Raw genomic sequence first — 25,171 nt, forward strand, 5'->3', positions numbered from 1 at the left:
TGGTTTTGCGCGATAAATCCGCGTTAGGGATTGTAAGGGTTCAGTACCGATCCTTCATCGGTACCGGAGCGCAGCGCAGCCCTGAAAAGCCCGACCTTTGCGCAGCTTAGGGAACGCCCAAATTAATTTGCATTTTACGGTTTTTATTAGGGCTCATATCAAAACCACTGCAATTGCTTTTCAAAAACAAGCTCTATTGTAAAAAACAAATTACATCTTCCTTTAAACACCCTATTCAGCCATTGATTTTAACACATTTAACAAACTTTACGTTACAATCAGCAATACCTTTGTTAAACCTTTTACAGGATTTCTTATCTAAAGAACAAAACAAAATCATCAAAATGAAAAAAATATTCATCGCTTTATTAGGAGTAATGTCGATTGCAAGTGTTGCAAATGCACAAAAAAAGACTTCTGGAGCAATACAATTCGAAAATACCATAGATCCGGCCGCTATGGCATCTGCCAGCGGTATACAGTTAACCGACCAGATGAAAGCCAGAATGCCTTCGTCTAGCAAAACCAATTTCGAGTTATTATTTACCGCTACAAATGCCAGTTATATGCCTGTTGAAGAAACCGAAGATAGCAATGGTGCGGGTGGCGGTGGAATGGGCCGTATGATGATGCGTTTTGGTGGTGGCGGCGGAAACCGTGAATACTACTATACTTTCGCGGATAAAGGCCTTACCGAGGTGTTCGATTTAAACGATACCACTTATTACATGCCGAGTAAATTAACCTTATCTACTTCTGGTCCGATTGGTTCGATGAGGATGGGTGGTGGCAACCCCAGAGATACCACGAAGGCGCAAGCTTCTCCGGCACCAAAAATAGAAGTGGTGAAAACAGATTCGACAAAACAGATTATCGGTTTTACTTGTCATCAGGCGATTGTAAGATCTACACGAGCGATCAAGATATTGGATATGGATAAAAATGTTGTGGAAGAAACTAAAATCTGGTATACAAAAGATTTAGGTTTTGATTTTTCTCCAAACCCAAATATGTGGACAGAAGGTGCCGTTTTAGCTATCGAAGGTAGAGGTAACAGTTCAATTGCTAAAAGTATTGAGTATAGAAATGTGAGCACAAAAGATGTAACTGCACCTAAAAAAGCAAAATTGATCACCGATGAAGAATACAAAACTAAAATGGAAAGTATGATGAAACGTTTTAGGCAGAACAGACCTGGCGGTGGTCAGAGAAGAGCATTTGGAATGAATTAATTCATTCTGCAAGACTTCCGAAATTTGTGCTTTCGGCCAGCCTGAAGGCTAACTTCTGAAGTCTTATCATAAAGCCTTGAAAATATCAGTTTTCAGGGCTTTTTTGTATCATTTTTGAAAGGGTTCTCTTTAGTTTTTGCAACTAGATGGAGAATAGCTATTATTGAGGTAAGATAATAATTAGCCAAATTGATTACAGCGGAAAACAAAACAAACTTATTAGCAACCCGGCCACATTTCGAAATTTTAGACGGATTGAGAGGCATAGCTGCCGTTGTAGTGGTAATTTATCACTTTATGGAAATCGCCATTACCGATTACAATAAGAATTTTCTTTCCCACGGTTTTTTGGCGGTCGATTTCTTTTTCTGTTTATCGGGTTTTGTAATTGCTTATGCTTACGATACAAGAGTAGAAAATATCGGACTGTTGCAGTTTTTTAAGCTAAGACTGATCCGTTTGCATCCCCTGGTTGTTATTGGCTCTATTTTAGGTTTGTTAACCTTTTTATTTGATCCTTTTAGCGATTTTTATAGCACTTATGGCTTCGGTAAAACGGCTTTGTTATTTTTAACTTCAGCTTTCCTGATTCCTTATTCGCTAATGCCAGAGCGTTATACCAATCTATTCTGTTTAAATGCACCGGCATGGTCACTTTTTTGGGAATATATTGCGAATATCTTTTACATCCTCATACTTTACAAACTGAATAAAAAAGTACTGATTGCATTTGCATTAGTTGGGGCGGCAAGCCTTATTTATATAGGTGTAAAGGTTCCCAACGGCAATTTAGGTGGTGGCTGGGGCGGACAAAACTTTTGGGATGGAGGAGCGAGAGTAATGTACTCATTTACAGCCGGAATGCTGGTTTACCGTTTCAATTGGATCATTAAAAATAAACTTGGTTTCCTGGGGATGATAATCCTCTTGCTTATAGCCTTCCTTTTTCCTTATAGAGATGCTTATAACTGGATTACCGAGCCGATCATTGTGTTGTTTTACTTTCCGTTTTTGGTTGCCTTAGGTGCTGGGGCAGCACTAAATCCTGATTCAAAAAATATCTGCAAACTTTCTGGAGAAATATCGTATCCCTTGTATATGACGCATTATCCGTTTGTTTGGGTATTTTTAACTTATGTAGCCGTGGTTAAACCTGCAATGTCAACCTTGTGGGTAATTATTCCTGTTTCGGTATTGATTTTAATCGTGCTGGCTTATCTCATTATGAGGTTTGTAGATATTCCATTGCGTAAATATTTGAAAACCAAACTTTTGCCTTAATGTTATGATTAGTTACGGAGATACGAAACAAGGCGGTAGTAAATACTTAAACAAAATTTTTAAATGATAAAAGTATATGAGAAATTTAAAGCTTGCTTTACTCTTTTTCCCACTAAGTTTATTATTCAGTTGCACATCATCAACCAGTGATTATGCCTATAACGAAAAAGTAACTTCAATTTTTTTGCGTCAGATGAGGCAAATCGACGAAACTGACAGCGTTTTTAAAGATACTGCGAAAGTTTATATCAAAGGATTCCCGGATTCTATTTCATTATCGCATAAAGCAGAAAACCTGATCAATAATTCAAAAATGGAACTTGCTGATATTGCAGATCTGAAACCAAGTAAAGCAGCCGAAAAGTTTAATGAAGGAGTTGTAGCCTACCTAACCGCTATAAACGATTATGGGGAAAAGGCGAAGAAAATGCTGCAGGCAAAAACGACTGCCGAAAAGAAAAAACTACATAATCAGCTGATGTTGAAGTATGAAGAACTCAATACTTACCCTGATCGTGTATTGGAGATACAGAAAACATATCTCGATGAGGTGGGGCTTCAGCCAAAGTAGAATTTTAAGACACTCAGTTTAAATAGCAGGATAAAATTCGTACCTTTGCACAAAATAAAATCACATTGTAAGTGATCTTTAAAACTTTTTATTCAAACTTTAAATCATAGTTGTAGATGATTAACATTACTTTACCTGACGGTTCTGTCCGTCAGTACGAAAAGGGCACTTCTGCCCATCAAATTGCATTGTCAATTTCTGAGGGCTTAGCCCGTAACGTATTAGCCGCTGAGGTTAATGGCGAGGTTTGGGATTCAACAAGACCAATCGAATCTGATTCATCAGTGAAATTGTTAACCTGGAATGATACTGCCGGGAAATCAACTTTTTGGCATTCATCAGCCCACTTAATGGCTGAGGCTTTAGAAGCGCTTTACCCAGGCACCAAATTTGGTATCGGTCCGGCAATTGAAACCGGTTTCTATTATGATGTAGACTTTGGCGACCGCGAATTTTCTTCGGATGATTTCAAAGCCATTGAAACCAAAATGATCGAACTGGCCAAACAAAAGGAAACTTTTGTACGCGAAAGTGTAAGCAAGGCTGATGCGGTAAAATACTTCACCGAAAAAGGTGATGAGTATAAATTAGACTTAATTGATGGCCTGGAAGATGGTAAAATTACTTTCTATACCCAGGGCTCATTTACCGATTTATGCCGCGGTCCACATATTCCGAATACTGGTTTTGTAAAAGCAGTAAAACTGATGAATGTGGCTGGCGCTTACTGGCGAGGTGATGAAACTAAAAAACAGTTAACCCGTATTTATGGGGTAACTTTCCCTAAGGCGAGCGAGCTTACTGAATATCTTTTGATGATTGAGGAAGCAAAAAAACGCGATCACCGTAAATTAGGAAAAGAGCTGGAATTGTTTGCTTTCTCTGAAAAAGTAGGGATGGGCTTGCCTTTATGGTTGCCTAAAGGAACTGCTTTGCGCGAACGTTTGGTTAATTTTTTAACCAAAGCACAGGCTAAAGCAGGTTACGAACAGGTTGTTACTCCACATATTGGTCATAAAAACTTATATGTAACTTCCGGACACTGGGAGAAATATGGTAAAGATTCGTTCCAGCCAATTAAAACTCCGCAGGAGGGAGAGGAGTTCTTCTTAAAACCGATGAACTGCCCGCACCACTGCGAGATTTACAAAACAAAACCGCGTTCTTACAAAGATCTTCCGGTTCGTTTTGCAGAGTTTGGTACGGTTTATCGTTACGAACAAAGTGGCGAATTACACGGTTTAACCCGCGTACGTGGCTTTACTCAAGATGATGCACACTTATTCTGTATGCCAGAGCAAGTGAAAGAGGAGTTTAAAAAAGTGATCGATTTAGTGCTTTATGTGTTTAAATCATTAGGTTTTGAAAGTTACACTGCTCAAATTTCGTTAAGGGACCCGGATAATAAATCGAAATACATTGGTTCTGATGAGAACTGGCGACTATCTGAAAATGCAATTATCGAAGCAGCTGCAGAAAAAGGCTTAAATACTGTTGTAGAATATGGCGAAGCTGCGTTCTATGGCCCTAAGCTGGATTTTATGGTAAAAGATGCTTTAGGTAGAAAATGGCAATTGGGTACTATACAGGTTGATTATAACCTGCCAGAGCGTTTCGAACTGGAATATACCGGTAGCGATAACCAAAAGCACAGACCGGTAATGATTCACCGTGCACCGTTTGGTTCATTAGAAAGATTTATTGCCGTTTTAATCGAACATTGTGCCGGCAACTTCCCGTTATGGTTAAGTCCGGAGCAATTTATTATTCTTCCTATTTCAGAAAAATATGAAGAATATGCAAAAAAAGTTTTAGATGAACTAAATAATTCCGATATTCGCGGGCTGATTGACTTTCGTGATGAGAAAATCGGTCGCAAAATACGCGATTCGGAAGTTAAAAAGATCCCATACATGCTCATTATCGGTGATAAAGAAATGGCAGAAGGAAAAGTTTCTGTCCGTAAACATGGTGAGGGAGATTTAGGCGAAATGACGTTGGAAGAGTTCAACAATTTATTAAGAAAAGAAATAACAGTTTAAATTAAAATAGTACAAATTTGGCATTAGGAAGACCAGGATTTAACAGGGGACCACGTCCGCCTTTTAAGAAAAAAGAAGCAGAGCATAACATTAATCAGTATATTAAATCGCCTGAAGTGCGTTTAGCTGGCGATAATGTTGAACCGGGGATTTATCCTTTGGCAAAAGCTTTGGCACTTGCTGATGAACTGGAATTGGATTTGGTAGAAATATCTCCAAATGCCGTACCGCCAGTTTGTAGAATTATTGATTACAGTAAATTTGTTTACGAGCAAAAGAAAAAGCAGAAAGAAATTAAATCTAATGCGAAACAAACTGTAATTAAGGAGATTCGTTTTGGTCCTAACACCAACGACCACGATTTCCAGTTTAAATTAAAGCATGCAGTAAGCTTTTTAGAGAACGGTGAGAAAGTTAGGGCTTACGTGCATTTTAAAGGTAGAGCAATTGTTTACAAGGAGCAGGGAGAGATTTTATTATTAAAATTTGCCCAGGCTTTAGAAGATGTAGGAAAAGTAGAGTTATTACCTAAGTTAGAAGGTAAACGTATGTTCCTTACAGTTGCGCCTAAAGTAGCAAAAAAATAAAAATAGGTTTATAAATTAAAAAACAGGTTATGCCAAAAATGAAAACCAATTCCAGTGCTAAAAAGCGTTTTTCGCTTACTGGAACAGGTAAAATCAAAAGAAACAACGCATACAAAAGTCACATCTTAACAAAGATGAGTACTAAACGTAAACGTGCCTTAGGTCAAACAAGTATCGTATCTGATGCTGATATGGGTAACGTTAAACGTATGCTTTGCATCGGAAAGTAATTTATTAATTCACCAGGTATCAGGCTTTAAGCTTCCGGTTAAACGGAACGCCGCTTACCAAAAAACAACAACAACATGCCACGTTCGGTAAACGCAGTAGCTTCGAGAAGAAGAAGAAAAAAGATCCTTAATTTAGCCAAAGGTTATTGGGGAGCAAGAAGTAAGGTTTATACTGTTGCTAAAAACACAGTAGAAAAAGGTTTGCAATATGCATACCGTGACCGTAAAGTTAAGAAAAGAGAATTCCGCGGATTGTGGATCCAACGTATCAACGCTGGTGCACGTCAACACGGTATTTCTTACTCTCAATTAATCGGTAAACTAGCTTCAAAAGAAATCGGTTTAAACCGTAAAGTATTGGCTGATTTAGCAATGAATCACCCAGAAGCTTTCAAAGCTGTAATTGATGCAGTAAAATAGAAATTTTCGCTTAGGCGATAATCATATTTAAAAAAGGTTCCGATGCAAATCGGGACCTTTTTTTGTTAAACAGACTTACGAGGTCTACCTGCACTATGCTCACCAGAGCTCGTAAGTCTTGCAACGCGAATAATGGCATAATAGGTACTGAAAGTGGTTCTATATGATGGATTTATCCTAAAGCTGTCGTCATCTCGATCCGATAGCTATCGGATGAAGCGCAGCGGAATGGAGAGATCTATCAAAATAGATTTCTCGACTTCGTTGCACTCCGCTCGAAATGACGGAGACTTATGGATAGACTTACGAGGTCTATTTGCACATTGCCCATCAGACCTCGTAAGTCTGAAAACGCTTAACCTAAACTATTCGTAAATCTCATTCTGATTCCGCTTTGAAAATTGAGGATAATTTTAAAGATTTCAATCAGCGTTACTTTTTCAATTTTAGTCAAACTATCAATTTCAATAAAGTTATTGGGAGCAGCCTGGTCATTAATAATGAGACTGGCCTGGTGTTTTAATCTTAAACCCATCAGGTAATAGTACGATTGCGAAAGTTCGTTAAATTGCTCTTCGCTAAAAACACCCAGTTCTTTTAAAGCCTTTAAACGCTCGCCGGTATTTTCTTTCTGAAAAATCCTGTTTTGTAAAGCATAAACCCTGGCTAAGTCTACAATAGGGGTCATGGCTGTTTTAATATCAAAGACTTCTTTTTTATGGATTTTTTGCGTTCTAATATTTCTAAAATAAGTGAGGGGCGGCTCGTAGAGTAAGGCATTTTTGGCCAGGTATACGTAGAATTTTTCGATAGGTTTTTGTAGCTCCTCATCAACAAAAGACCTTAGACTTTCCATAATTGCCAAATCACCATAAATGGCTCTGCAATCGAAAAATGCAGCAAATTTTACAGCAGCCTCAGGTAAAGCCTCTTCTATCCAGTTTTTGTAATTATACTTCCAGTGTGATAGTGAATGCGTCCAGTTAGGGTTGGTGGCCATATAATCACCATCGCAATATACAAAACCCACAAAATTTAATTTATCAGATACCTGGGTAGCAAAGTCTAGAAAATAAGTACGTACAGCTGCTCTATTGTCTTCTCCGGTATCTTCATAAATAATGGCGTTGTCCTGATCGGTTTTTAAGCTAAGTTCTTTTCTCCCTTCACTACCCAAAACCATAAATACAAATTTTGCAGGTGGCGGACCTAATTTGGCAATTACCTCTTCAATAATTTTAAAAGAAATGGTATCGGCAATAGTGGTAATTACCTCGTTTACAATTTTCGAATGTACACCTCTGGTCAGCAGCTGAGAAACTATGCCTGGTACTTTCTGCCATTTTAGTTTTAAATCGCTGGTATTTACGGCCGATTTTACCGATTGGATAAAAACTAACGGAGATTCTGCCTGCTCGCTTAACAGGCGATTCCTGCTTAGAAAACCTACGTAATTACCATTATCGTTGACCAATAAATAGCGCGATTTTTTGCTGAACATCATCAATATCGCCTCATACACATAGGCATCAGGAGTTATGATGACAATGTCAGTGTCCATTACTTCGTCAATCGGCAAATTTGCATTCAGTTGTCTGGCAATTACATTATCTCTTAAAGTAATATCGGTTACGAAGCCCAGATAAACGTCCTGATCATTTTTAATAAATAGGCAGCTGGTTTTCTGTTCAGACATTTTAATTGCAGCTTCAAAAATAGGTGTGCCAGGACTGCAACTCACTATCTTTTTGAAAGTAATGTCTCCAATACGGGCGGTATAAATTTGATCAGCTAGTTTATCTTCCATTAAAAAGTCCCTGTAAAATTCTTTTAAACGAAAATTCTTTTTCCTTTTTCTTCTCCAGGTTAAAAGTATGTTCCTGATGGTACACTGAAGTTAAGCTAATTTTCCCTGTTTTTAGAAGATGAAAGAAAATCTTTGCTGTGTTTATCGTATCAGATAAAGCATTGTGGATATTTTCGGGTACTTCATTAAATAAAACAGTGTAAAATTTATCCAGTTTTAAATGACTGATCACCGTATTGGTAATATAGGGCGCGCTTGCCTTCATCGTACAGAAAAATGTCAGGTTTTTAAATATGTTTTCTTTTCCGATGCGGTATAATTCAACATTTACCATGTGATAATCGAGTTCAATAAAATGCCCGATCACTAGAGGTTTATATTTTTCTATATCTTCAGAAAATTTCAGCATTACATTTTCTTTTTCCTCACCGTACTCATTCAGGTATTCGGGGGTAATTTTATGGATTTTTAATGCCGCCTTATCAATGGTGAAACCGGTATTTTTAATGTAGTGATTCTCCCGTTTAATTTCCTGATAAGATTGATCATAAATAATCCAGGCAATTTGGACAATATAAGGCCAGTTCTTTTCTTTAGAATAAGGTGCCGTCCAATTTTTAGGCAGGCCTGAAGTTTCGGTATCAACGACGAGGAAGTATGCTTGCAATTTTGAATGGTTAGCGTATAAGATTGATCTATTTCAAAGGTAATTATTTAAGAACATAAACTATAATTATTCACGCATCCTTTCAATAAAGGCGATTTATAAGTAATGGGAAATATTTAAAAGGGGCTATTTGGATATACTTAGGAGATGAGCAAGTGGGTAGAGCTGCTTTTCAGTAATTCTTCAGAACCGTCATTTGTTCGTGATGTCAGATGTTACCATCTGACATCAAATAAGTTTTGTAACTGAAATTCTTTAATTCTAGTTTTTGGTTAATGAATCTAGATTTGTTTATAGTCAGATGGTAACATCTGACTACACAACTAAAGCTGTATTCGTGATGTCAGATGTTACCATCAGACCCTAAATAAGTTTTGGAATTGAAATTCTTCAATTCCCATTTTTGGTCAATGAGTTGAGACTTTTTATAGTCAGATGGTAACATCTGACTACGCAACTAAAGCTAGAATCATAAAAAGAGAGTTGTCAACTTTAATAGCTTTTTCGCCAGAAAGTTGACAAACTCAAATGCCATTATTTGCTAATCAGTAAAAATGCCACAGCGGCCAATATCGATCCGATAATTGGACCAACAATGGGTACCCAGGCATAACTCCAGTCGCTACTTCCTTTTCCCTTCATTGGGATTAAAAAGTGAACAATGCGCGGGCCTAAATCTCTTGCCGGATTTATGGCATATCCAGTTGTTCCTCCTAAACCCAAACCAATTACCCATACTAAAAATGCTACCGGCATTGCGCCAATTGAGCCTAAGCCAATAGGAGTGGTAACGGTTTCTTTCGTACCCATACTGGCATCTGTAAAATAAAAAATTACAAATATTAAAACGAAAGTGCCGATAATTTCTGATAACAAGTTAGAGGAGACATTTCTGATGGCAGGAGCGGTTGCAAAAGGAGCGGCCTTTAAACCCTGATCATCAGTGGCATCGAAATGGTCTTTGTAAATGAGCCAGACCAAAAAAGATCCTGTCATTGCACCAGCTAACTGCGCCATGATGTAAAATGGAACCAATGCCCAGCTAAAACCTTTTCCGATAGCAAGTCCGAGGGTTACAGCTGGATTTAAGTGTGCCCCACTATTAGGGCCGGCAACAACAACTCCTACAAATACGGCAAGTGCCCAGGCCGTTGTAATCACAATCCAGCCACTGTTATTGCCTTTAGTACCCTTTAACACTACGTTTGCCACTACACCATTCCCTAAGAGAATCATTAAAGCGGTACCAATAAATTCCGCGAGATATACGTTCATTATAAAATTTTAAGCGATTTGTAAATTAATATATTAGGTTCAATTAGATTAACAGCAATTTGTAATAAGCCCAAGGCCCTGCTTTAAATGTCTTACAAGGCATTTCGATACTTCATCAAGCTCAGTACAGGCTGAGCTCAACGTGACAAATTCGATTGAATTACAATTTATGTTACAGTCTCGGCGACAGTTATTTATTAACCCTCAGCATTAACCCTGGCCGCTTTTACGGCCCTGTTCCAGCCTTTTATTCTTTCGCTGTTATCAATTCCTTCCTCAGCAACAAAGGTTCTGTTAATTTTCCATTGGGAACGGATTTGATCGATGCTTTCCCAGAAACCGATAGCCAATCCGGCCAGATATGCAGCACCAATGGCAGTAACCTCTGTTACATCTGGTCTGATTACTTTACAGTTTAACAGATCGGCCTGAAACTGCATTAATAAATCGTTGGCCGTAGCACCGCCATCTACGCGGAGTTCGGCAATATTTACACCTGCATCAGCCTCCATGGCTTTCAATACATCCATGGTTTGGTAAGCAATGCTTTCTAAAGCGGCCCTTGCAATGTGCGATTTATTTGTTCCGCGTGTTAATCCGGTTATCGTTCCACGGGCGTGTTGATCCCAGTGTGGTGCACCTAAACCTGCAAAAGCGGGCACTACATATACACCATCGGTATCTTTTACCTTTTTGGCGAGGGTTTCTACATCTGCAGACCTTGAAATAAAGCCCATTTCGTCCCTAAGCCATTGCACAACCGCACCGCCTATAAAAATACTTCCTTCAAGTGCATAATTAACCTGGCCGTTAATTTGCCAGGCAATGGTGGTTAAGAGATTGTTGGCAGAAATTTTTGGCTTTTCTCCTATATTCATCAGCATGAAACAACCTGTGCCATACGTGTTTTTTACCATGCCGATTTCGGTACACATCTGACCAAAAAGTGCCGATTGCTGGTCGCCTGCCATGCCTGCAATTGGAATTTTAGCTGCCAGTATTCTTCCGGCGGTTTCGCCATAAACCTCGCTTGATGATTTTACCTCCGGCAGCATTGCTTTTGGAATGGAAAATAATTCGAGTAGTTCTTCATCCCAACTCAAGGTGTGGATGTTATAAAGCATGGTACGTGAGGCATTGGTTACATCAGTAACATGTTTTTCGCCTGCTGTCAATTTCCAGATTAACCAGGTGTCTATCGTGCCGAAAGCCAGTTTTCCTGCTTCAGCTTTTTCGCGTGCACCTTCTACGTTTTCCAAAATCCACCGGGCTTTGGTTGCAGAAAAATAGGCATCGATAATGAGGCCTGTTTTCTCCTGGATTTTACCCGCCAGACCTTTGGCTTTAACTTCGTCGCAATAGGCAGAAGTACGCCTGTCTTGCCAAACAATAGCATTATAAATGGGCATTCCGGTTTCTTTATCCCAAACTACTGTGGTTTCGCGCTGATTGGTAATGCCTATGGCGGAAATATCGTGTACTGTTAGACTGGCTTTTACAATTACTTCGGTAACAACGGCTAATTGTGTCGACCAGATTTCCATCGGATCATGTTCTACCCATCCGGGTTTGGGGTAAATCTGCGTGAATTCTTTTTGCGCAATTGCAACAATTTCACCGTCGTGGTTAAAAATAATGGCTCTCGAACTTGTGGTTCCCTGATCTATAGACAAGATGTATCTGCTCATAATTAAGAATTTGGTTAGCGGGCTAAAGCTAATTCAGCTATTTCAGGAGCTGAATGATAAATATAACCATCTGCTAATTTATTAAAAGTTTCAATTTGATCGGCCTCCCAGTTTTCATCTGCCGATAATTCTTTGGCTAGGAGCGAGGCAACCCGTGGTGCCATATCCTTTGCAGCCTGTGCATCGATAAATAATACCCTCAGCCTTCTGCTTAAAATATCTTCTACGGTTTCGGCCATTTCGTTTCGTGCAGACCAAATTACTTCGGCTTCAACAAAAGGAAAAGATGGATGTAACTGCTGTCCGAGACTTGGATTTTGTTTAATTAATGTCTCAATTTTATCACGGTCTGAGCCATATATCGATAAATGATGATCTTCTTTAATCATTTGGCTTCCATGGATACTGAGATTTTCAGTTACACATGCTTTCGGTTCTAAACCTGCATGGGTAATGGCCAAATCGACCGTTTCTTCAGCCATGCGGCGGTAGGTAGTCCATTTACCACCGGTAATTGTAATTAATCCTTTTGCAGAAACAATCAGTTTATGGTCTCTGCTAATTTCTTTTGTACTATTTCCATCACCATTGGTAGGAGCGGCCAATGGGCGCAGGCCTGAAAATACGCTTAAGATATCCTTTTCCAGGGGCTTACGGTTAAAATAATCCGCTGCTGTACTCATGATAAAGTCTACTTCTTCTTTTAATGCCCTCGGCTCAAGGCTGTGCTCATCCAGTGGGGTATCGGTGGTGCCTACTAATAAATGTTCATGCCATGGAACCGCAAATAATACACGCCCATCGGAAGTTTTCGGGATCATTAAGGCCGATTCACTGTTTAAAAAGCTTTTTTCCAATACCACGTGCACCCCCTGACTGGGGCGTACCATCTTTTTCGAATCCGGATTGTTCATGTGCAGGATATCATCTACAAAAACACCCGTGGCATTAACAACTACTTTGCCCTTAAACTGTGTTTTTAAGCCTGTAATGGTATCTTCCGTCTCAATTCCTATAACGGTTTCGCCATTTTTTAATAAACCGGTTACTTTGGTGTAATTTAATAATGCAGCACCTTTTTCGATAGCGGTCTGAGCGATATTGATCGCTAAACGGGCATCATCAAACTGTCCGTCATAATACCTGATGCTTCCTTTTAAACCCTTCTCTTTGATACCAGGCATCATACTTAAGGTTTCTTTTTTAGAGAAAAATTTAGATTTCCCGAAGCTATATTTCCCCGCCAGCCAATCGTAGAGCGTAAGTCCGGTTAAATATTTTATAATAGAAAACCAATCGTAGCATGGGATCAGGAACGCTTCTTTATGTACTAAATGTTTAGCGTTCTGTTGTAATAATCCACGTTCTTTAAGGGCATGCCTTACCAGTCTAATATCTCCCTGCGCCAGGTAGCGTACGCCTCCGTGCACCAGTTTTGTGCTCCGACTCGATGTTCCTTTTGCATAATCAGCCTGTTCTACCAATAAGGTTTTGTAACCACGGCTGGCCGCATCAAGCGCTGTGCCCAGGCCCGTTGCCCCGCCACCAATGATGATCAAGTCCCAATTTATGTTTTCTGCTACCAGCGGCTGATGTAATCTTTTCATTTTTATATTTAAAAGTAATAAAACGAAACAATTCGCAATTATAAGAAATAGTAAGCGAAATAATATAATATGTACGTTAAAAATTTATTAAATATTTGTATAAAATATTTTAAAGCATGTTTTTATTACTAATTTGCAGCACGCTAATTAAATATATTATGATGAATTTGGCTGAGAGGCACCAGTTTATTTTAAGTCGACTGCAACGTGATCAGTACATCAATGTGGTTGATTTATGTAAGGAACTGAAAGTGTCGTCGGTAACAATAAGAAAGGACTTAAAACTACTTGAAGATAAGAGCCTTCTATTTAGAACACATGGAGGTGCAACCGTAAACAATCCATATACAGTAGATCGTCCGGTTAATGAGAAAGAGAAAATACAATCTACCGAGAAGAATAAAATCGGAATGGCTGCCGCCGCATTGCTAAACGATAACGATTCTATTGTGATTGCATCGGGTACTACAGTGCTTTATTTTGCTAAGAACATAGCACCGGCAACAAACTTAACCGTGGTTACGTCTGCATTAAATGTGGCTTTAGAATTAATGCGCGAGCCGAGTATTGAAGTAATCCAGTTGGGTGGCCTGCTAAGGAAAAGTTCTTCCTCCGTAATGGGCGCTTATGCCGAACAGGTTTTACAGGATTTTTATTTCAACAAATTATTTTTAGGGGTAGATGGCATTGATCTGGATTTCGGATTAACCACCACAAATGCTATGGAGGCGCATTTAAACCGCAAAATGATTGGTGCTTCACAAAAAACAATTGTACTGGCCGATTCTACCAAATTCGGTAAAAGAGGTTTTGGCAAGATCTGCGGATTAGAAGAAATTGACCATATAATCACAGATAAAGGAATTTCTGAACAAATTGTAAAACATTTAGAGGGCTTGGGTGTTACTGTAACTATCGTGTAGCGCGTTCCACGCGAACGGTACATCCCAAACATATAATTTGAACATGGAAAAAAAACGAATACACATTTTAGAAGACGATCAGGAGATCAGAAACGTGATTGAAATCTTGTTAAAGGAAGAGGGTTTTGAATTACAGCTTTCCTCATCTTTTGCAGAGCTGAAGAAAAATATCCAGGATGCAATGCCTGATCTTTTCTTGTTAGATGTAATGTTACCAGATGGAAACGGAGCAGAAATCTGCGAAGATTTAAAAACGGATATTTTTACCAAACACATCCCGATTATTGTAATGTCTGCACAGAACAATAGCGAGCAAAAAGCGATTGATGCATTTGCAGATGATTACATCAGCAAACCTTTCGATATTTACGATGTTTTAGAACGCATTAATGCACAGTTGAAAAGAAGTTCAGAAAACCGGACCAAAGTTTAACCGAAACAAAACATAAAAAAAGAGAGAAGCTTAACCGGCTTCTATCTTTTTTTGACTAAGATTTTTCTAGTATTCGATTACCACCTTACCAATGGTTTTACCACTTTCCAATAAACGGTGGGCTTCTTTTAAGTTTTCTACATTAAATCCCTTTAGTGTTTGGTTTAGGGTCGTTTTAAGTGTGCCATTGTCGAATAATTTGGCCAGTTCATTTAAAATGTGATGTTGCTGTTCCATATCATCAGTTTGATACATGGAGCGGGTGTACATCAGTTCCCATGAAAAGGTAACGCTTTTGTTTTTTAATTTGTTTAGCGCGATTGGAGTGGCTGAGCCTGTTATCGATACGATATGTCCCTGCGGTTTAATCAACTCAACCAGGTCATCCCAATAACTGTTCAGGTCTACAAAATCGAGAATAAAATCCACTTCCTTAAAACCTGCCGCACGTACTTCTTCAATCAGGTTTTTATGATTTACCACTACATCGGCACCCATGGCTTTACACCAATCTTTTGTTTCTGGTCGCGAGGCTGTGGTAATCACTTTTAAGCCGCTTATTTTTTTCGCCAGCTGTATGGCAATGGAGCCAACGCCTCCTGCACCACCAATAATCAGGATGCTTTTTCCTTTATCTTTTTGCTCGCTGATGCGGATGCGGTCGTAAAGTGATTCCCATGCCGTAAGTGCGGTTAATGGCATAGCGGCTGCTTCAGTGTCAGTTAATGATGTAGGTTTTAAACCTACAATACGTTCATCAATCAATTGATATTCGGCGTTTGAGCCGCTTCTCGTTAAATCTCCGGCGTAATACACTTCGTCTCCGGTTTTAAAAAAGGTAACGCCTGCGCCAACTGCTTCAATTGTGCCAACAGCATCCCAGCCAATTACTTTGGGTGTATCCAGTACCATGTCTTTCGCGCTGTTCTGGCGGATTTTAAAATCAACCGGATTTATGCTGATGGCCTTTATTTTTACGAGCAGGTCGCGTCCTTCTGGTTGTGGAACAGGTGTTTCAAATGTGATAAAACTTTCGTTTTCGCTTATTGGCAGTGAGGTTTTAAATCCTATAGCTTTCATTGCTGATTAATTATTTAGTTAAAGATATTGTTTTTGTATAGCAAATATAAACTGATATAGTTTTGTAAAACGTTGGCTTTTTTAAATCGCAAAAGGAAATGATCCTTAAAGCCATAGAAGCTCATTTGTGAGGTGAAGTATTAACAGGATGCATTAACAAGCATTAACAAAAAAGTGATCGCGCTCATTTTTTGCTTTGAGCCTTATCATCACTCTATCCATTAAAGCAAGGTAGTTTTGCTGTAGAAATTATTTGATCCTTAGTCATATCGGGATCATTTTATAGCAAAAAATACCATGTTACACTCTTTCCATATTCCCGTTTTGGGCCTGGGTTACTCTATCGATACCCCATTAAAAGTTGCCAGGTATGGCATTTCTTCCGTACTCTCTATTGTTGATGATGAACTGGTGGAACGGATGCGTGCTTATCACTCACAAAACAGATCCATGGATTTCGAGGCGATTGCTAAAGGTGAAACCGATAGTCGTAGCCGACGCATTACCGCATACCTCAACTTTTTATCCGATTGCATTGACCACGATTTTAAAGCTTTAAAACAGCAGGATTTTAAGCAGGGGAATGATATCTGCCGCTATTTCGAACTTTTGCCCGATAACTCAAAATTAAAGCATGGTTACGAATTGATGATGGAGTATACTGAAGGGGAAACCAAACAAAGCTTTCAATCCGTACTGAAAAATGCCATGCGCATGGGCAACATTGATGTTAACATTATGGCCAAGGTGGATAAAATGAACTATGTTAATGGCGAATACACTGGTGATGTAAATACCGATGCACTAGCGGCTTTACGCGGTTTTGCAGAAAGTAAACTCAATGCCTCAGTAGTACTTTCCGCAGGAATGAACCCCAAATTATACAGCTATATGGAGCATTTTACCGACTTTTTTCCAGGTGAAAATGCTTCATTAAAAAAGAGGATTATCTTAAAAGTAAGTGATTTCAGGTCAGCTTTGATCCAGGCTAAATTTTTGGCCAAAAAAGGATTATGGGTATCAGAGTTCAGGATCGAATCCGGGTTAAACTGTGGTGGCCATGCCTTTGCTACAGAAGGGTATTTACTGGGACCGATTCTGGAGGAATTTAAAACTAAAAAAAGCGACATGTACCAGGAACTTTTTGAAATGTATCAGCTTGCCTTGATGCAAAAGGGGATTTCAGTCGAAAAGGAACTTAAACAAAAGATCACGGTGCAGGGTGGAATCGGAACCGCTGCAGAACATCAATTTCTACTGCAGCATTACCATCTTGATGCCACAGGCTGGGGAAGTCCTTTTTTATTGGTGCCGGAAGTGACCAATGTAGATGCAGATACCTTATTACAACTTACCGGCGCAACAGTACAGGATTTTTATTTAAGCAATGCCTCTCCACTGGGGATCCGTTTTAATAATTTTAAGAACAGTACCATAGAACAACAGCGCACCGAGCGGATTGAAAAGGGCCGGCCCGGAAGTCCCTGTACCAAGAAATACCTCTGCAACAATACTGAATTTACTGAAGAGGCCATTTGCACCGCATCGCGGGAATATCAGCACTTAAAGATCAAAAGCCTTAAAACAGCCGGACTAACTGCCGATGAATACGAAAAACAATTTAACGATGTTACAGGAAAAGTATGTCTTTGCGAAGGGCTCTGTTCTTCCACGTACCTGAAATATAATATCCTTAAACCCAAAGAAAATAAGGCGGTGGCCATCTGTCCGGGACCAAACCTGGCCTATTTCTCTGATGTATATTCTTTTGATGAGATGGTTGGGCATATTTATGGTAAAATTAACCTTCTGGAGCAAGTAGAGCGGCCGCACGTTTTTATCAAAGAGCTTAACCTCTATATCGATTACCTCCAGGAAGATATTAAGCAGCAGTTGCAGCATTTCAGCGATAAAAAGATAAAGCAGTTAAATGGTTTTAAAATGCAGTTGGCGGAAGGGATCAATTATTATAAAAAACTCTTTAGCGAAATGGCAGATCATGCTTCTGATGAGTTTAAGCAATTATATGAACAGTTGGCAAGTTCGAAAAATAAACTCGATACACTGATTATTGGCTAAGAAAAAAGATCGGCAATACTTTTATCTATATTTACGGGGATATACTTGAAGCATAATGGATAGATCGAAATTTTTGGATGCAATTATTGAAAATGCTATTGATGGGATTATTACCATTGATAACAGGGGGATTATTGAACATTTAAACCCCGCTGCGCTTGAGCTTTTCGGTTATGGCAGAGAAGAGTTGGTAGGGAAGAACATTTCGGTTCTGATGCCTGAACCCGATCATTCGCGTCATGATGGATACCTGTCCAGGTACGAACACACGGGGCAGAAACACATTATCGGCATCGGGAGGGAGGTTTCGGGCAAGCGTAAAGATGGCTCTGTATTTCCGTTCAGGCTCGGGGTGAGCGAAATTAAATTTAGCGACCGTAAAATTTATACAGGTTTTATCCACGACTTGAGCAAAGAAAAAGCCAACGAAGAGCAGATTAAAAGTTATACCGAAAAACTTGAAGTTAAGATAAAGGAACGTACGCAGGACCTGGTTAAGCTCGTGTCGGAACTGGAAATGGCCAAAGAAAATATGCGTGCACTTTTTCAAAAGGAAAAAGAACTCAATCAGCTTAAAACCAGGTTTGTTTCTATGGCTTCGCATGAGTTTAGAACACCGCTCAGTGCGATTCAGCTTTCAGCATCACTCATTGATAAATATACCACCAAACAGGATGTGGCCAGTGTGGAGAAGCATACTTTAAAAATCAAAAATTCCATCAATAACCTCACTACAATCTTAAACGATTTCCTTTCGCTCGAGAAACTCGAGGCCGGTAAAGTGGAGGCATCGGTCCAAGCTTTTAACATCATCAGCTTTGCCGAAGAAATAGCTGAAGAGATGCAGATGATGACCAAACAGAACCAGCATATTATTTACGAACATACCGGAACAACCGCAGAGGTTTACCTGGATCCGAACCTGTTGAAGAATTGCATCATCAATCTGATTTCCAATTCGATCAAATATAGTGGCGAGGATACGCTCATCCAGTTCAATTCAATTTTAAAGGATGATGAACTGATTTTAGAGGTTAAAGACAATGGGATTGGTATTCCGGCAGCCGATCAGGGCAATCTGTTCGAACCATTTTTCAGGGCGCACAATACCGGCGATATCCCGGGAACGGGACTGGGGCTAAACATTGTAAAAAGATATGTTGGCCTGATGAATGGCACGGTAACCTGCGATAGCGAGCAGCATTCGGGTACGGTATTTACACTTACCTTTCCCTTTAAAAATAATTTTATAATTTAAGATCTATCCCATGAACAAGAAAGTTTTAATTATTGAAGATAATGACGACATCAGGGAAAGTACTGCTGAAGTGCTTGATCTGGCAGGTTATAAAACTTTTATGGCTAAACACGGAAAAATCGGTGTTGAAATGGCTGTTAATCATCTACCTGATGTAATTCTGTGCGATATTATGATGCCTGAACTGGATGGATATGGGGTTTTGTACTTGTTGAACAAAAATCCTAAAACGGCCAATATTCCTTTTATTTTCATCACCGCAAAAACAGAGCGGGCAGATATGAGAAAAGGCATGGAAATGGGCGCAGACGATTACCTCACCAAACCCTTTGATGATACGGAACTTTTCAGGGCGATAGAAAGCAGGTTTAAAAAAAAGCAGCAGGCCACCAGTTTTAGTTCAACAGAAAGTAATAGTGAAACGGTAATGGACGAACTGCGCAAAAAAGGTAAACCGAGAGCGGTAAACAGCAAACAGGTGATTTATATTGAAGGCGATGAACCAACACACCTCTATTACATTAATAAAGGGCAGGTGAAAACCTACAAACGTTTTAAAGATGGGAGGGAACTTTCTTCAGGGCTTTACCATGATGGAGATTTTTTTGGTTACGAAAGTTTATGCAATGGCGATTTATACGCAGAAAATGCTGCAACGCTAACCGAATCAGAAATTATCCATATTCCCAAAGCAGATTTTATGGAATACCTGCTCAGTCACCAGGCCGTATCTAAAACATTTATTGATCTGTTATCCGGAAATGTACGCGATAAAGGAAAACAGATGCTTCAGCTAGCCTATTCATCTGTAAGAAAACGCGTAGCCGAAGCCTTATTACAGGTTGCAACAAAATTTGGAGATGGCACGGCCGATAGCTGCACCATCCGCATCTCCCGCGATGACCTGGCCGCACTGGTAGGTACCGCCAGTGAAACTGTAAGCAGAATGCTGGCTGATTTTAAAGATGAAAAACTGATCGATAAAACCGGTAATGCCATTAATATTTTATCTATCGAAAAACTCAGGAATATTAAACAATAGCGTTCATTGGTTCATTAGTGAATTAGTTCATAGCCACATTCTTCATCCGATAGCTATCGGATGCGAGGCTGGGCAAGCGGGAGCCGAAGCAATCTCCTGAGAATAAGTTCATTGATGATTGGTTCTTACGGAGATCGTCATTTCGACCGCAGTGGAGAAATCTTTTAACTTAACTCAAAGATTTCTCTATTTTGTTACGCTTCATCCAATAGCTATCAGGTCAAAATGACTACCGAATTGGTGTGGTGCTTTAAGATTCCCACCTGCGTGGGAATGACGATCGCATTATAAAAATTGGCTGAGTTTTAATTAGTTCAAAGCCACATTCTTCATTACGAGGCCGGGTAAGCGGGAGGCGAAGCAATCTTCTTAACATTAGTTCATCGGTCATATGTTTCTTTTTAAATCTGTTCATCCACTCCAAACGCCAAACTCTACACCTAAAAAGTAACCAGTATCATTTTTTTCTCTAAGCATTCTCACCTGTTGCCTTACGCTTCCTTCATAGTTTTGTATATATAAACACTGTATATGAAAGCTATAGCTTATAACATTAAGCCCGATGAAAAGGAATGGTTGGTACTGGCCAATTATAAAAAACACGATATCACCATAATTGCCAATAGCTTAACAGCCGATACGCTTTCATTTGCAACCGGCAAAGAGGCCCTTTTGGTTTTTAATAACGATGAGCTGAGTGGTAACATGATATTGGAACTTAGAGCGCTCGGTATCAAGTATATTGCAACTTCATCTTCACAAACAGATCATCTCGATCTTCCTGCTGCCGGGCTTGCCGGTATCAAGATTGCCAATGTGCCATTGCTTGCCGATCAGGCTGATACCAAAGCGAGGATGGAGCAGGTTATTAAAAATCTAGATCAGTGGGCTGCTGGTAAATGCGTGGGCAAAGCCTGCTGCTGCCAGAACGATTGTGCGACCGCTAAAAAACTGTAAAGATGGAAAGTGCCGAATTGCTTAAAAAATATAATGTAGCCGCTCCACGTTATACCAGTTATCCAACCGTTCCGTACTGGGATATTGAGAACTTTAATGCAAATGGATGGCTGGGTAGCGTGGCGAATACTTATGCCGGCTATAAAGAGGAAGGGATCAGTTTGTATATCCACCTTCCGTTTTGTGAAAGCCTTTGTACCTATTGTGGTTGTAATACCCGTATTACAAAGAATCACTCGGTAGAAGTACCTTACATCCTGGCTTTACTTGCTGAATGGGATATGTATGTAGGTGCCTTGCGTGAGAAACCTAAGTTAAGAGAAATTCACCTCGGTGGAGGAACGCCGACTTTTTTTAGTGCAGAAAACCTCGGGCTGCTCATTAACGGAATTATGCAAAATGCTACTTTGGCTTCCGATGCCGAACTCTCTTTTGAGGCGCATCCGGCCAATACCACCAAAGCACATTTAACAGCACTTTACCAGCTTGGTTTTAGAAGATTAAGTTTGGGGATACAGGATTTTGATCCCAAAGTTCAGTTTTTGATCAACCGCTTTCAAACACCTGCTCAGGTAGCTAGAGTAACTTGCGAGGCAAGGGAAATCGGTTATACTTCCATCAATTTTGATCTGATTTATGGGCTCCCCGGGCAAAGTATTGATGGGTTGGAGCGCACTATAAGCGATGTGATTACCATGCAGCCAGACCGCATTGCCTTTTACAGTTACGCCCATGTACCCTGGTTAAAACCCGGACAAAGGCACTATACCGAAAAGGATATTCCGACCGGAGATGAAAAATTTGCACTTTACCAATTTGGCAGAAAGTTACTGCTTGAGGCCGGTTACGAAGATGTGGGGATGGATCATTTTGCTCTGGAAAGCGATCTTTTGTTTCAATCGATGGCAACAGATAAACTGCACCGGAATTTTATGGGTTACACCAGTCAGCATACCCATTTACTTATTGGTCTCGGTGTTTCATCGATCAGCGACAGTTGGACAGCCTTTGCGCAGAACCCTAAAACAGTAGAAGCTTATCTGGATAAAATTGCACAGAAGTTATTACCTGTAGAAAAAGGACATTTTTTAACAGATGAAGATCTTTCAATAAGAAAACACATCCTTAATATCATGTGCAGGGCCAATACTGCCTACAGCGAAGGCATTCCCGAAAAGGTATATGAGCGGCTTTTGCCCTTGCTGCGCGATAAACTGGTATGGGTAACTGAAAAAGAAATCAGGATTACCACCAAAGGAAAATCCTTCCTGAGAAATGTCTGTATGGCATTCGACGAGAAGCTATGGCTTAAGCAACCTAAAACACAACTATTCAGTTCATCAATATAAGAAACGATTACAATGGAAGATCAAAGTAAAACCACAACCAAAGCCATTTGCTACCACTGTGGAGAGGATCTGCCCAAGGTAAAATATCAAACAGATGATAAAGATTTTTGCTGTGCGGGCTGTATGGCTGTTTTCAAAATCCTTTCCGAAAACAACTTATGTAATTATTATGTGTACAACAATAACCCCGGCAGGCAATTAAAAAATGAAAGCCATTTAGAATACCTCGACGATCCTAAAATTATCGATCAATTGCTCGATTACAAACATGAAAGTTCGGGCATCATTACGTTTTACATTCCCGCCATCCATTGCAGCTCCTGTATCTGGTTATTGGAACACCTGTATAAAATCAATCCAGCTATTTTCAGCTCAAGGATCGATTTTCTTAAAAAGCAGGTAACCATCAACTTCAACCATGAAGAAATTTCGCTAAAACATTTGGTAGAAACCTTAAATCAGATTGGTTACGAACCCTTAATCAGTCTGCAGGATGTAGTAAAGGCCCACAGCAGTTCGGTTGATAAAACTTTAGTGCTGAAAATTGCTGTCGCAGGGTTTTTAATGGGCAATGTGATGCTTTTTAGCTTCCCCGAATATTTTGGTTTATCGGGTTTTGAAAAACAGTTCCAGTCCTTATTCGGCTGGTTAAACCTGGCATTCTCCATTCCAGCGGCTTTTTATTGTGGGCGGGATTATTTTACCTCGGCCATTACCAGCATCAAACACAAACACATCAATTTAGATACGCCTTTGGCACTGATTATTGCGGTATTGTTTTTACGCACTGCATTTGAGGTCATTTTTGCCACCGGACCAGGTTTTGCCGATACGTTAACAGGTTTGGTTTTTTTGCTCCTCATGGGGAAATGGCTTAAACAGCGTACCTACCACCACATTTCTTTCGATCGGGATTACCGTTCTTATTTTCCTATTGCGGTTACTACATTAGAGAAGGGTAAAGAAAAACCTGTATCCATCAACGATATCAAAATCGGTGATAGGTTGTGGATTAGAAATGGAGAACTGGTGCCTGCAGATGCCATTTTAATGAAAGGTGATGCCTGGGTGGATATGAGTTTTGTTACCGGCGAATCGGAGCCGATACATAAAGTACTGGGCGAAATTATTTATGCAGGGGGGAGGCAAACCACCGAAGCCATAGAACTCGAAGTGATCAAACCGGTTTCACAGAGCTACCTTACCGGACTCTGGAATAATGAGAATTACAAAAACAACATCGAAAAACAGAATTTTAACGATTCTGTTGCAAAATATTTCAGCCTCGGGGTATTTCTGATTGCATTTGCGGCTACAGCGTACTGGTTGTTTCAGCATGATAGCCATAAGGCCTGGTCGGCATTTACCGCTGTTATTATTGTGGCATGTCCCTGCGTACTGGCTTTAAGCACGCCTTTCACTTTATCTGCTATCTTATCTGTTTTTGATAAAAAAGGATTTTATGTAAAAAATACAGATGCGGTTGAAGAACTCGCCAAATGTGATACCCTGATTTTCGATAAAACAGGTACCTTAACCAGTAACGAAAATGCTGAAATCTGCTTTAGTGGTTCCTTAACAAACGAAGAAAAACTGATTGTTGCTTCGCTGTTGCGCAACTCGACCCATCCCTTAAGCAGGCATATTTTAAAGGCTTTAAATGTGGAAAGATTTTATTCACTTAACGATTATAAAGAGGTGGTGGGTAAAGGTTTATCCGCTCAAATTAATAGCCATACTATCTATGCCGGACATTTATCCATGTTACCTGTAACCATAAAATCGGTTGGGGAAACTGGTGTGCATATTGTGATCGACCATAACTATAAAGGTTGTTTTGATATCAAGCAGCAATGGCGGCCCGGATTGGCTCAGCTGGTTTCGAAACTCTCTAAATTTAACCTGCAGGTGTTATCGGGCGATACGGATAAAGACCGTTCCATGCTGACAACCATTTTTCCTGAACAGAGCACCATCAGGTTCCGACAACGTCCGCATCAGAAACTGGACGCCGTTTTAAGCCTCCAGGAAAGCGGGAATACAGTAATGATGCTTGGCGATGGCTTGAATGATGCCGGAGCTTTAAAGCAGAGCAACTTTGGGATCGCCTTAACCGATAACATCAATAATTTTACGCCAGGCTGCGATGCCATTCTGCAGGGTGGCGGATTGAACCTCTTGCCACATTTTATCCAGCTCAGCAAAGATGGGCTTAAGGTGATCAAAATAAGTTTTGCCATCGCCATTGCCTACAACTGCATTGGTATTTATTATGCCGTACAGGGAACGCTTTATCCATTGGTTGCTGCGGTGCTGATGCCCGTTAGTACCGTTACCATTATATTATTCACCACCCTGGCCACCCGTTGGTTTGCCCGTAAAAATAAACTGATATGAATATCCTCTACTTTTTGGTTGGCTGCAGCGTTTTAATGGCACTCATTTTTCTTGGTGCCTTCTTTTGGGCTTATAAAACCGGACAAAACGATGATGTGCATACTCCTGGTATCCGCGTATTGTTCGATGACGAAGTGACTGCCGAAAAAAGTGAAGAAGATCACTTTTCCAGCTAACCGCCATCATCCTTTATCTCCTGGCTGCAGGATACCTTTGGTGTACAAAACATACAAAATTCCGCTTCGA

22 protein-coding genes are annotated in these 25,171 nt (G+C 39.9%); 16 read left to right on the forward strand and 6 right to left on the reverse strand.

Annotated elements, in window-relative coordinates; genetic code table 11:
- Positions 1 to 344: 344 nt before the first annotated feature.
- From BCL90_RS07470 to rplT, 7 genes are all read left to right on the forward strand, one after another.
- The gene (locus tag BCL90_RS07470) at positions 345 to 1,232 is read left to right on the forward strand and encodes a hypothetical protein (RefSeq protein ID WP_134380608.1); all 888 of its coding nucleotides are present in this window, start codon (positions 345 to 347) and stop codon (positions 1,230 to 1,232) included.
- 189 nt (positions 1,233 to 1,421) lie between these two features.
- Entirely contained in the window at positions 1,422 to 2,513 is a 1,092-nt protein-coding gene (locus BCL90_RS07475; protein WP_121283344.1) for an acyltransferase family protein, read from the forward strand.
- Between the two features lie 76 nt (positions 2,514 to 2,589).
- Positions 2,590 to 3,084 carry a hypothetical protein gene (locus BCL90_RS07480; RefSeq protein WP_121283345.1) on the forward strand — a complete coding sequence of 165 codons (495 nt, stop codon included), beginning with the start codon at positions 2,590 to 2,592 and terminating at the stop codon, positions 3,082 to 3,084.
- 116 nt (positions 3,085 to 3,200) lie between these two features.
- Positions 3,201 to 5,126: a threonine--tRNA ligase gene (gene thrS / locus BCL90_RS07485; protein ID WP_121283346.1), complete on the forward strand. Its 1,926-nt coding sequence runs from the start codon at positions 3,201 to 3,203 to the stop codon at positions 5,124 to 5,126.
- 17 nt (positions 5,127 to 5,143) lie between these two features.
- Complete coding sequence (gene infC / locus BCL90_RS07490) at positions 5,144 to 5,713, forward strand: translation initiation factor IF-3 (protein ID WP_056872808.1); 570 nt, start codon at positions 5,144 to 5,146, stop codon at positions 5,711 to 5,713.
- Positions 5,714 to 5,742: 29 nt separating this feature from the next.
- Positions 5,743 to 5,943, forward strand: coding sequence for a 50S ribosomal protein L35 (gene rpmI / locus BCL90_RS07495; RefSeq protein WP_108198956.1), 201 nt, complete (start codon positions 5,743 to 5,745; stop codon positions 5,941 to 5,943).
- A 75-nt stretch (positions 5,944 to 6,018) separates the two neighbouring features.
- Complete coding sequence (gene rplT, locus BCL90_RS07500; protein ID WP_025144714.1) at positions 6,019 to 6,363, forward strand: 50S ribosomal protein L20; 345 nt, start codon at positions 6,019 to 6,021, stop codon at positions 6,361 to 6,363.
- Between the two features lie 355 nt (positions 6,364 to 6,718).
- On the opposite strand, the gene BCL90_RS07505 is transcribed toward rplT, so the two are convergent.
- The 5 genes from BCL90_RS07505 to BCL90_RS07525 all read right to left on the reverse strand — a co-directional run bounded on the left by BCL90_RS07505 (position 6,719) and on the right by BCL90_RS07525 (position 13,407).
- Positions 6,719 to 8,170 carry a DUF294 nucleotidyltransferase-like domain-containing protein gene (locus BCL90_RS07505; protein ID WP_121283347.1) on the reverse strand — a complete coding sequence of 484 codons (1,452 nt, stop codon included), beginning with the start codon at positions 8,168 to 8,170 and terminating at the stop codon, positions 6,719 to 6,721.
- Entirely contained in the window at positions 8,160 to 8,837 is a 678-nt protein-coding gene (locus BCL90_RS07510; RefSeq protein WP_166792193.1) for a 3'-5' exonuclease, read from the reverse strand. Before BCL90_RS07510 ends, BCL90_RS07505 begins: the two co-directional genes overlap by 11 nt.
- 534 nt (positions 8,838 to 9,371) lie before the next feature.
- Positions 9,372 to 10,112, reverse strand: a complete 741-nt coding sequence (locus BCL90_RS07515; RefSeq protein ID WP_121283349.1) for an MIP/aquaporin family protein — start codon at positions 10,110 to 10,112, stop codon at positions 9,372 to 9,374.
- Between the two features lie 197 nt (positions 10,113 to 10,309).
- A complete protein-coding gene (glpK, locus tag BCL90_RS07520; protein WP_121283350.1) occupies positions 10,310 to 11,800 on the reverse strand; it encodes a glycerol kinase GlpK in 1,491 nt (496 codons plus the stop codon).
- 14 nt (positions 11,801 to 11,814) lie between these two features.
- The gene (locus BCL90_RS07525) at positions 11,815 to 13,407 is read right to left on the reverse strand and encodes a glycerol-3-phosphate dehydrogenase/oxidase (protein ID WP_121283351.1); all 1,593 of its coding nucleotides are present in this window, start codon (positions 13,405 to 13,407) and stop codon (positions 11,815 to 11,817) included.
- Positions 13,408 to 13,565: 158 nt separating this feature from the next.
- Here BCL90_RS07525 and BCL90_RS07530 point away from each other — a divergent pair, with 158 nt between their 5' ends.
- Positions 13,566 to 14,330, forward strand: coding sequence for a DeoR/GlpR family DNA-binding transcription regulator (locus BCL90_RS07530; RefSeq protein WP_121283352.1), 765 nt, complete (start codon positions 13,566 to 13,568; stop codon positions 14,328 to 14,330).
- A gap of 43 nt (positions 14,331 to 14,373) precedes the next feature.
- On the forward strand, positions 14,374 to 14,763 hold the full coding sequence (locus tag BCL90_RS07535) for a response regulator transcription factor (RefSeq protein ID WP_025144721.1): 390 nt from the start codon (positions 14,374 to 14,376) through the stop codon (positions 14,761 to 14,763).
- A gap of 66 nt (positions 14,764 to 14,829) precedes the next feature.
- Here BCL90_RS07535 and BCL90_RS07540 read toward each other — a convergent pair whose 3' ends face one another.
- Complete coding sequence (locus tag BCL90_RS07540) at positions 14,830 to 15,843, reverse strand: zinc-binding alcohol dehydrogenase family protein (protein ID WP_121283353.1); 1,014 nt, start codon at positions 15,841 to 15,843, stop codon at positions 14,830 to 14,832.
- 297 nt (positions 15,844 to 16,140) lie between these two features.
- Here BCL90_RS07540 and BCL90_RS07545 point away from each other — a divergent pair, with 297 nt between their 5' ends.
- The 7 genes from BCL90_RS07545 to ccoS all read left to right on the forward strand — a co-directional run bounded on the left by BCL90_RS07545 (position 16,141) and on the right by ccoS (position 25,101).
- On the forward strand, positions 16,141 to 17,922 hold the full coding sequence (locus BCL90_RS07545) for a hypothetical protein (protein ID WP_121283354.1): 1,782 nt from the start codon (positions 16,141 to 16,143) through the stop codon (positions 17,920 to 17,922).
- Positions 17,923 to 17,977: 55 nt separating this feature from the next.
- Positions 17,978 to 19,180 (forward strand): PAS domain-containing sensor histidine kinase, encoded by a 1,203-nt coding sequence (locus tag BCL90_RS07550; RefSeq protein ID WP_121283355.1) that lies wholly within the window; start codon positions 17,978 to 17,980, stop codon positions 19,178 to 19,180.
- A 10-nt stretch (positions 19,181 to 19,190) separates the two neighbouring features.
- On the forward strand, positions 19,191 to 20,222 hold the full coding sequence (locus BCL90_RS07555; protein ID WP_121283356.1) for a response regulator: 1,032 nt from the start codon (positions 19,191 to 19,193) through the stop codon (positions 20,220 to 20,222).
- Positions 20,223 to 20,753: 531 nt separating this feature from the next.
- Positions 20,754 to 21,179: a Rossmann-fold NAD(P)-binding domain-containing protein gene (locus BCL90_RS07560; protein WP_121283357.1), complete on the forward strand. Its 426-nt coding sequence runs from the start codon at positions 20,754 to 20,756 to the stop codon at positions 21,177 to 21,179.
- A 2-nt stretch (positions 21,180 to 21,181) separates the two neighbouring features.
- Complete coding sequence (gene hemN, locus BCL90_RS07565; protein ID WP_121283358.1) at positions 21,182 to 22,528, forward strand: oxygen-independent coproporphyrinogen III oxidase; 1,347 nt, start codon at positions 21,182 to 21,184, stop codon at positions 22,526 to 22,528.
- Positions 22,529 to 22,540: 12 nt separating this feature from the next.
- Positions 22,541 to 24,925 carry a heavy metal translocating P-type ATPase gene (locus BCL90_RS07570; RefSeq protein WP_121283359.1) on the forward strand — a complete coding sequence of 795 codons (2,385 nt, stop codon included), beginning with the start codon at positions 22,541 to 22,543 and terminating at the stop codon, positions 24,923 to 24,925.
- Positions 24,922 to 25,101, forward strand: coding sequence for a cbb3-type cytochrome oxidase assembly protein CcoS (gene ccoS, locus BCL90_RS07575; protein WP_121283360.1), 180 nt, complete (start codon positions 24,922 to 24,924; stop codon positions 25,099 to 25,101). Before BCL90_RS07570 ends, ccoS begins: the two co-directional genes overlap by 4 nt.
- The last annotated feature ends 70 nt before the right edge of the window (positions 25,102 to 25,171 follow it).

Origin of the sequence: Pedobacter alluvionis (assembly GCF_003664035.1) — a bacterium.
Classification (GTDB): domain Bacteria; phylum Bacteroidota; class Bacteroidia; order Sphingobacteriales; family Sphingobacteriaceae; genus Pedobacter; species Pedobacter alluvionis.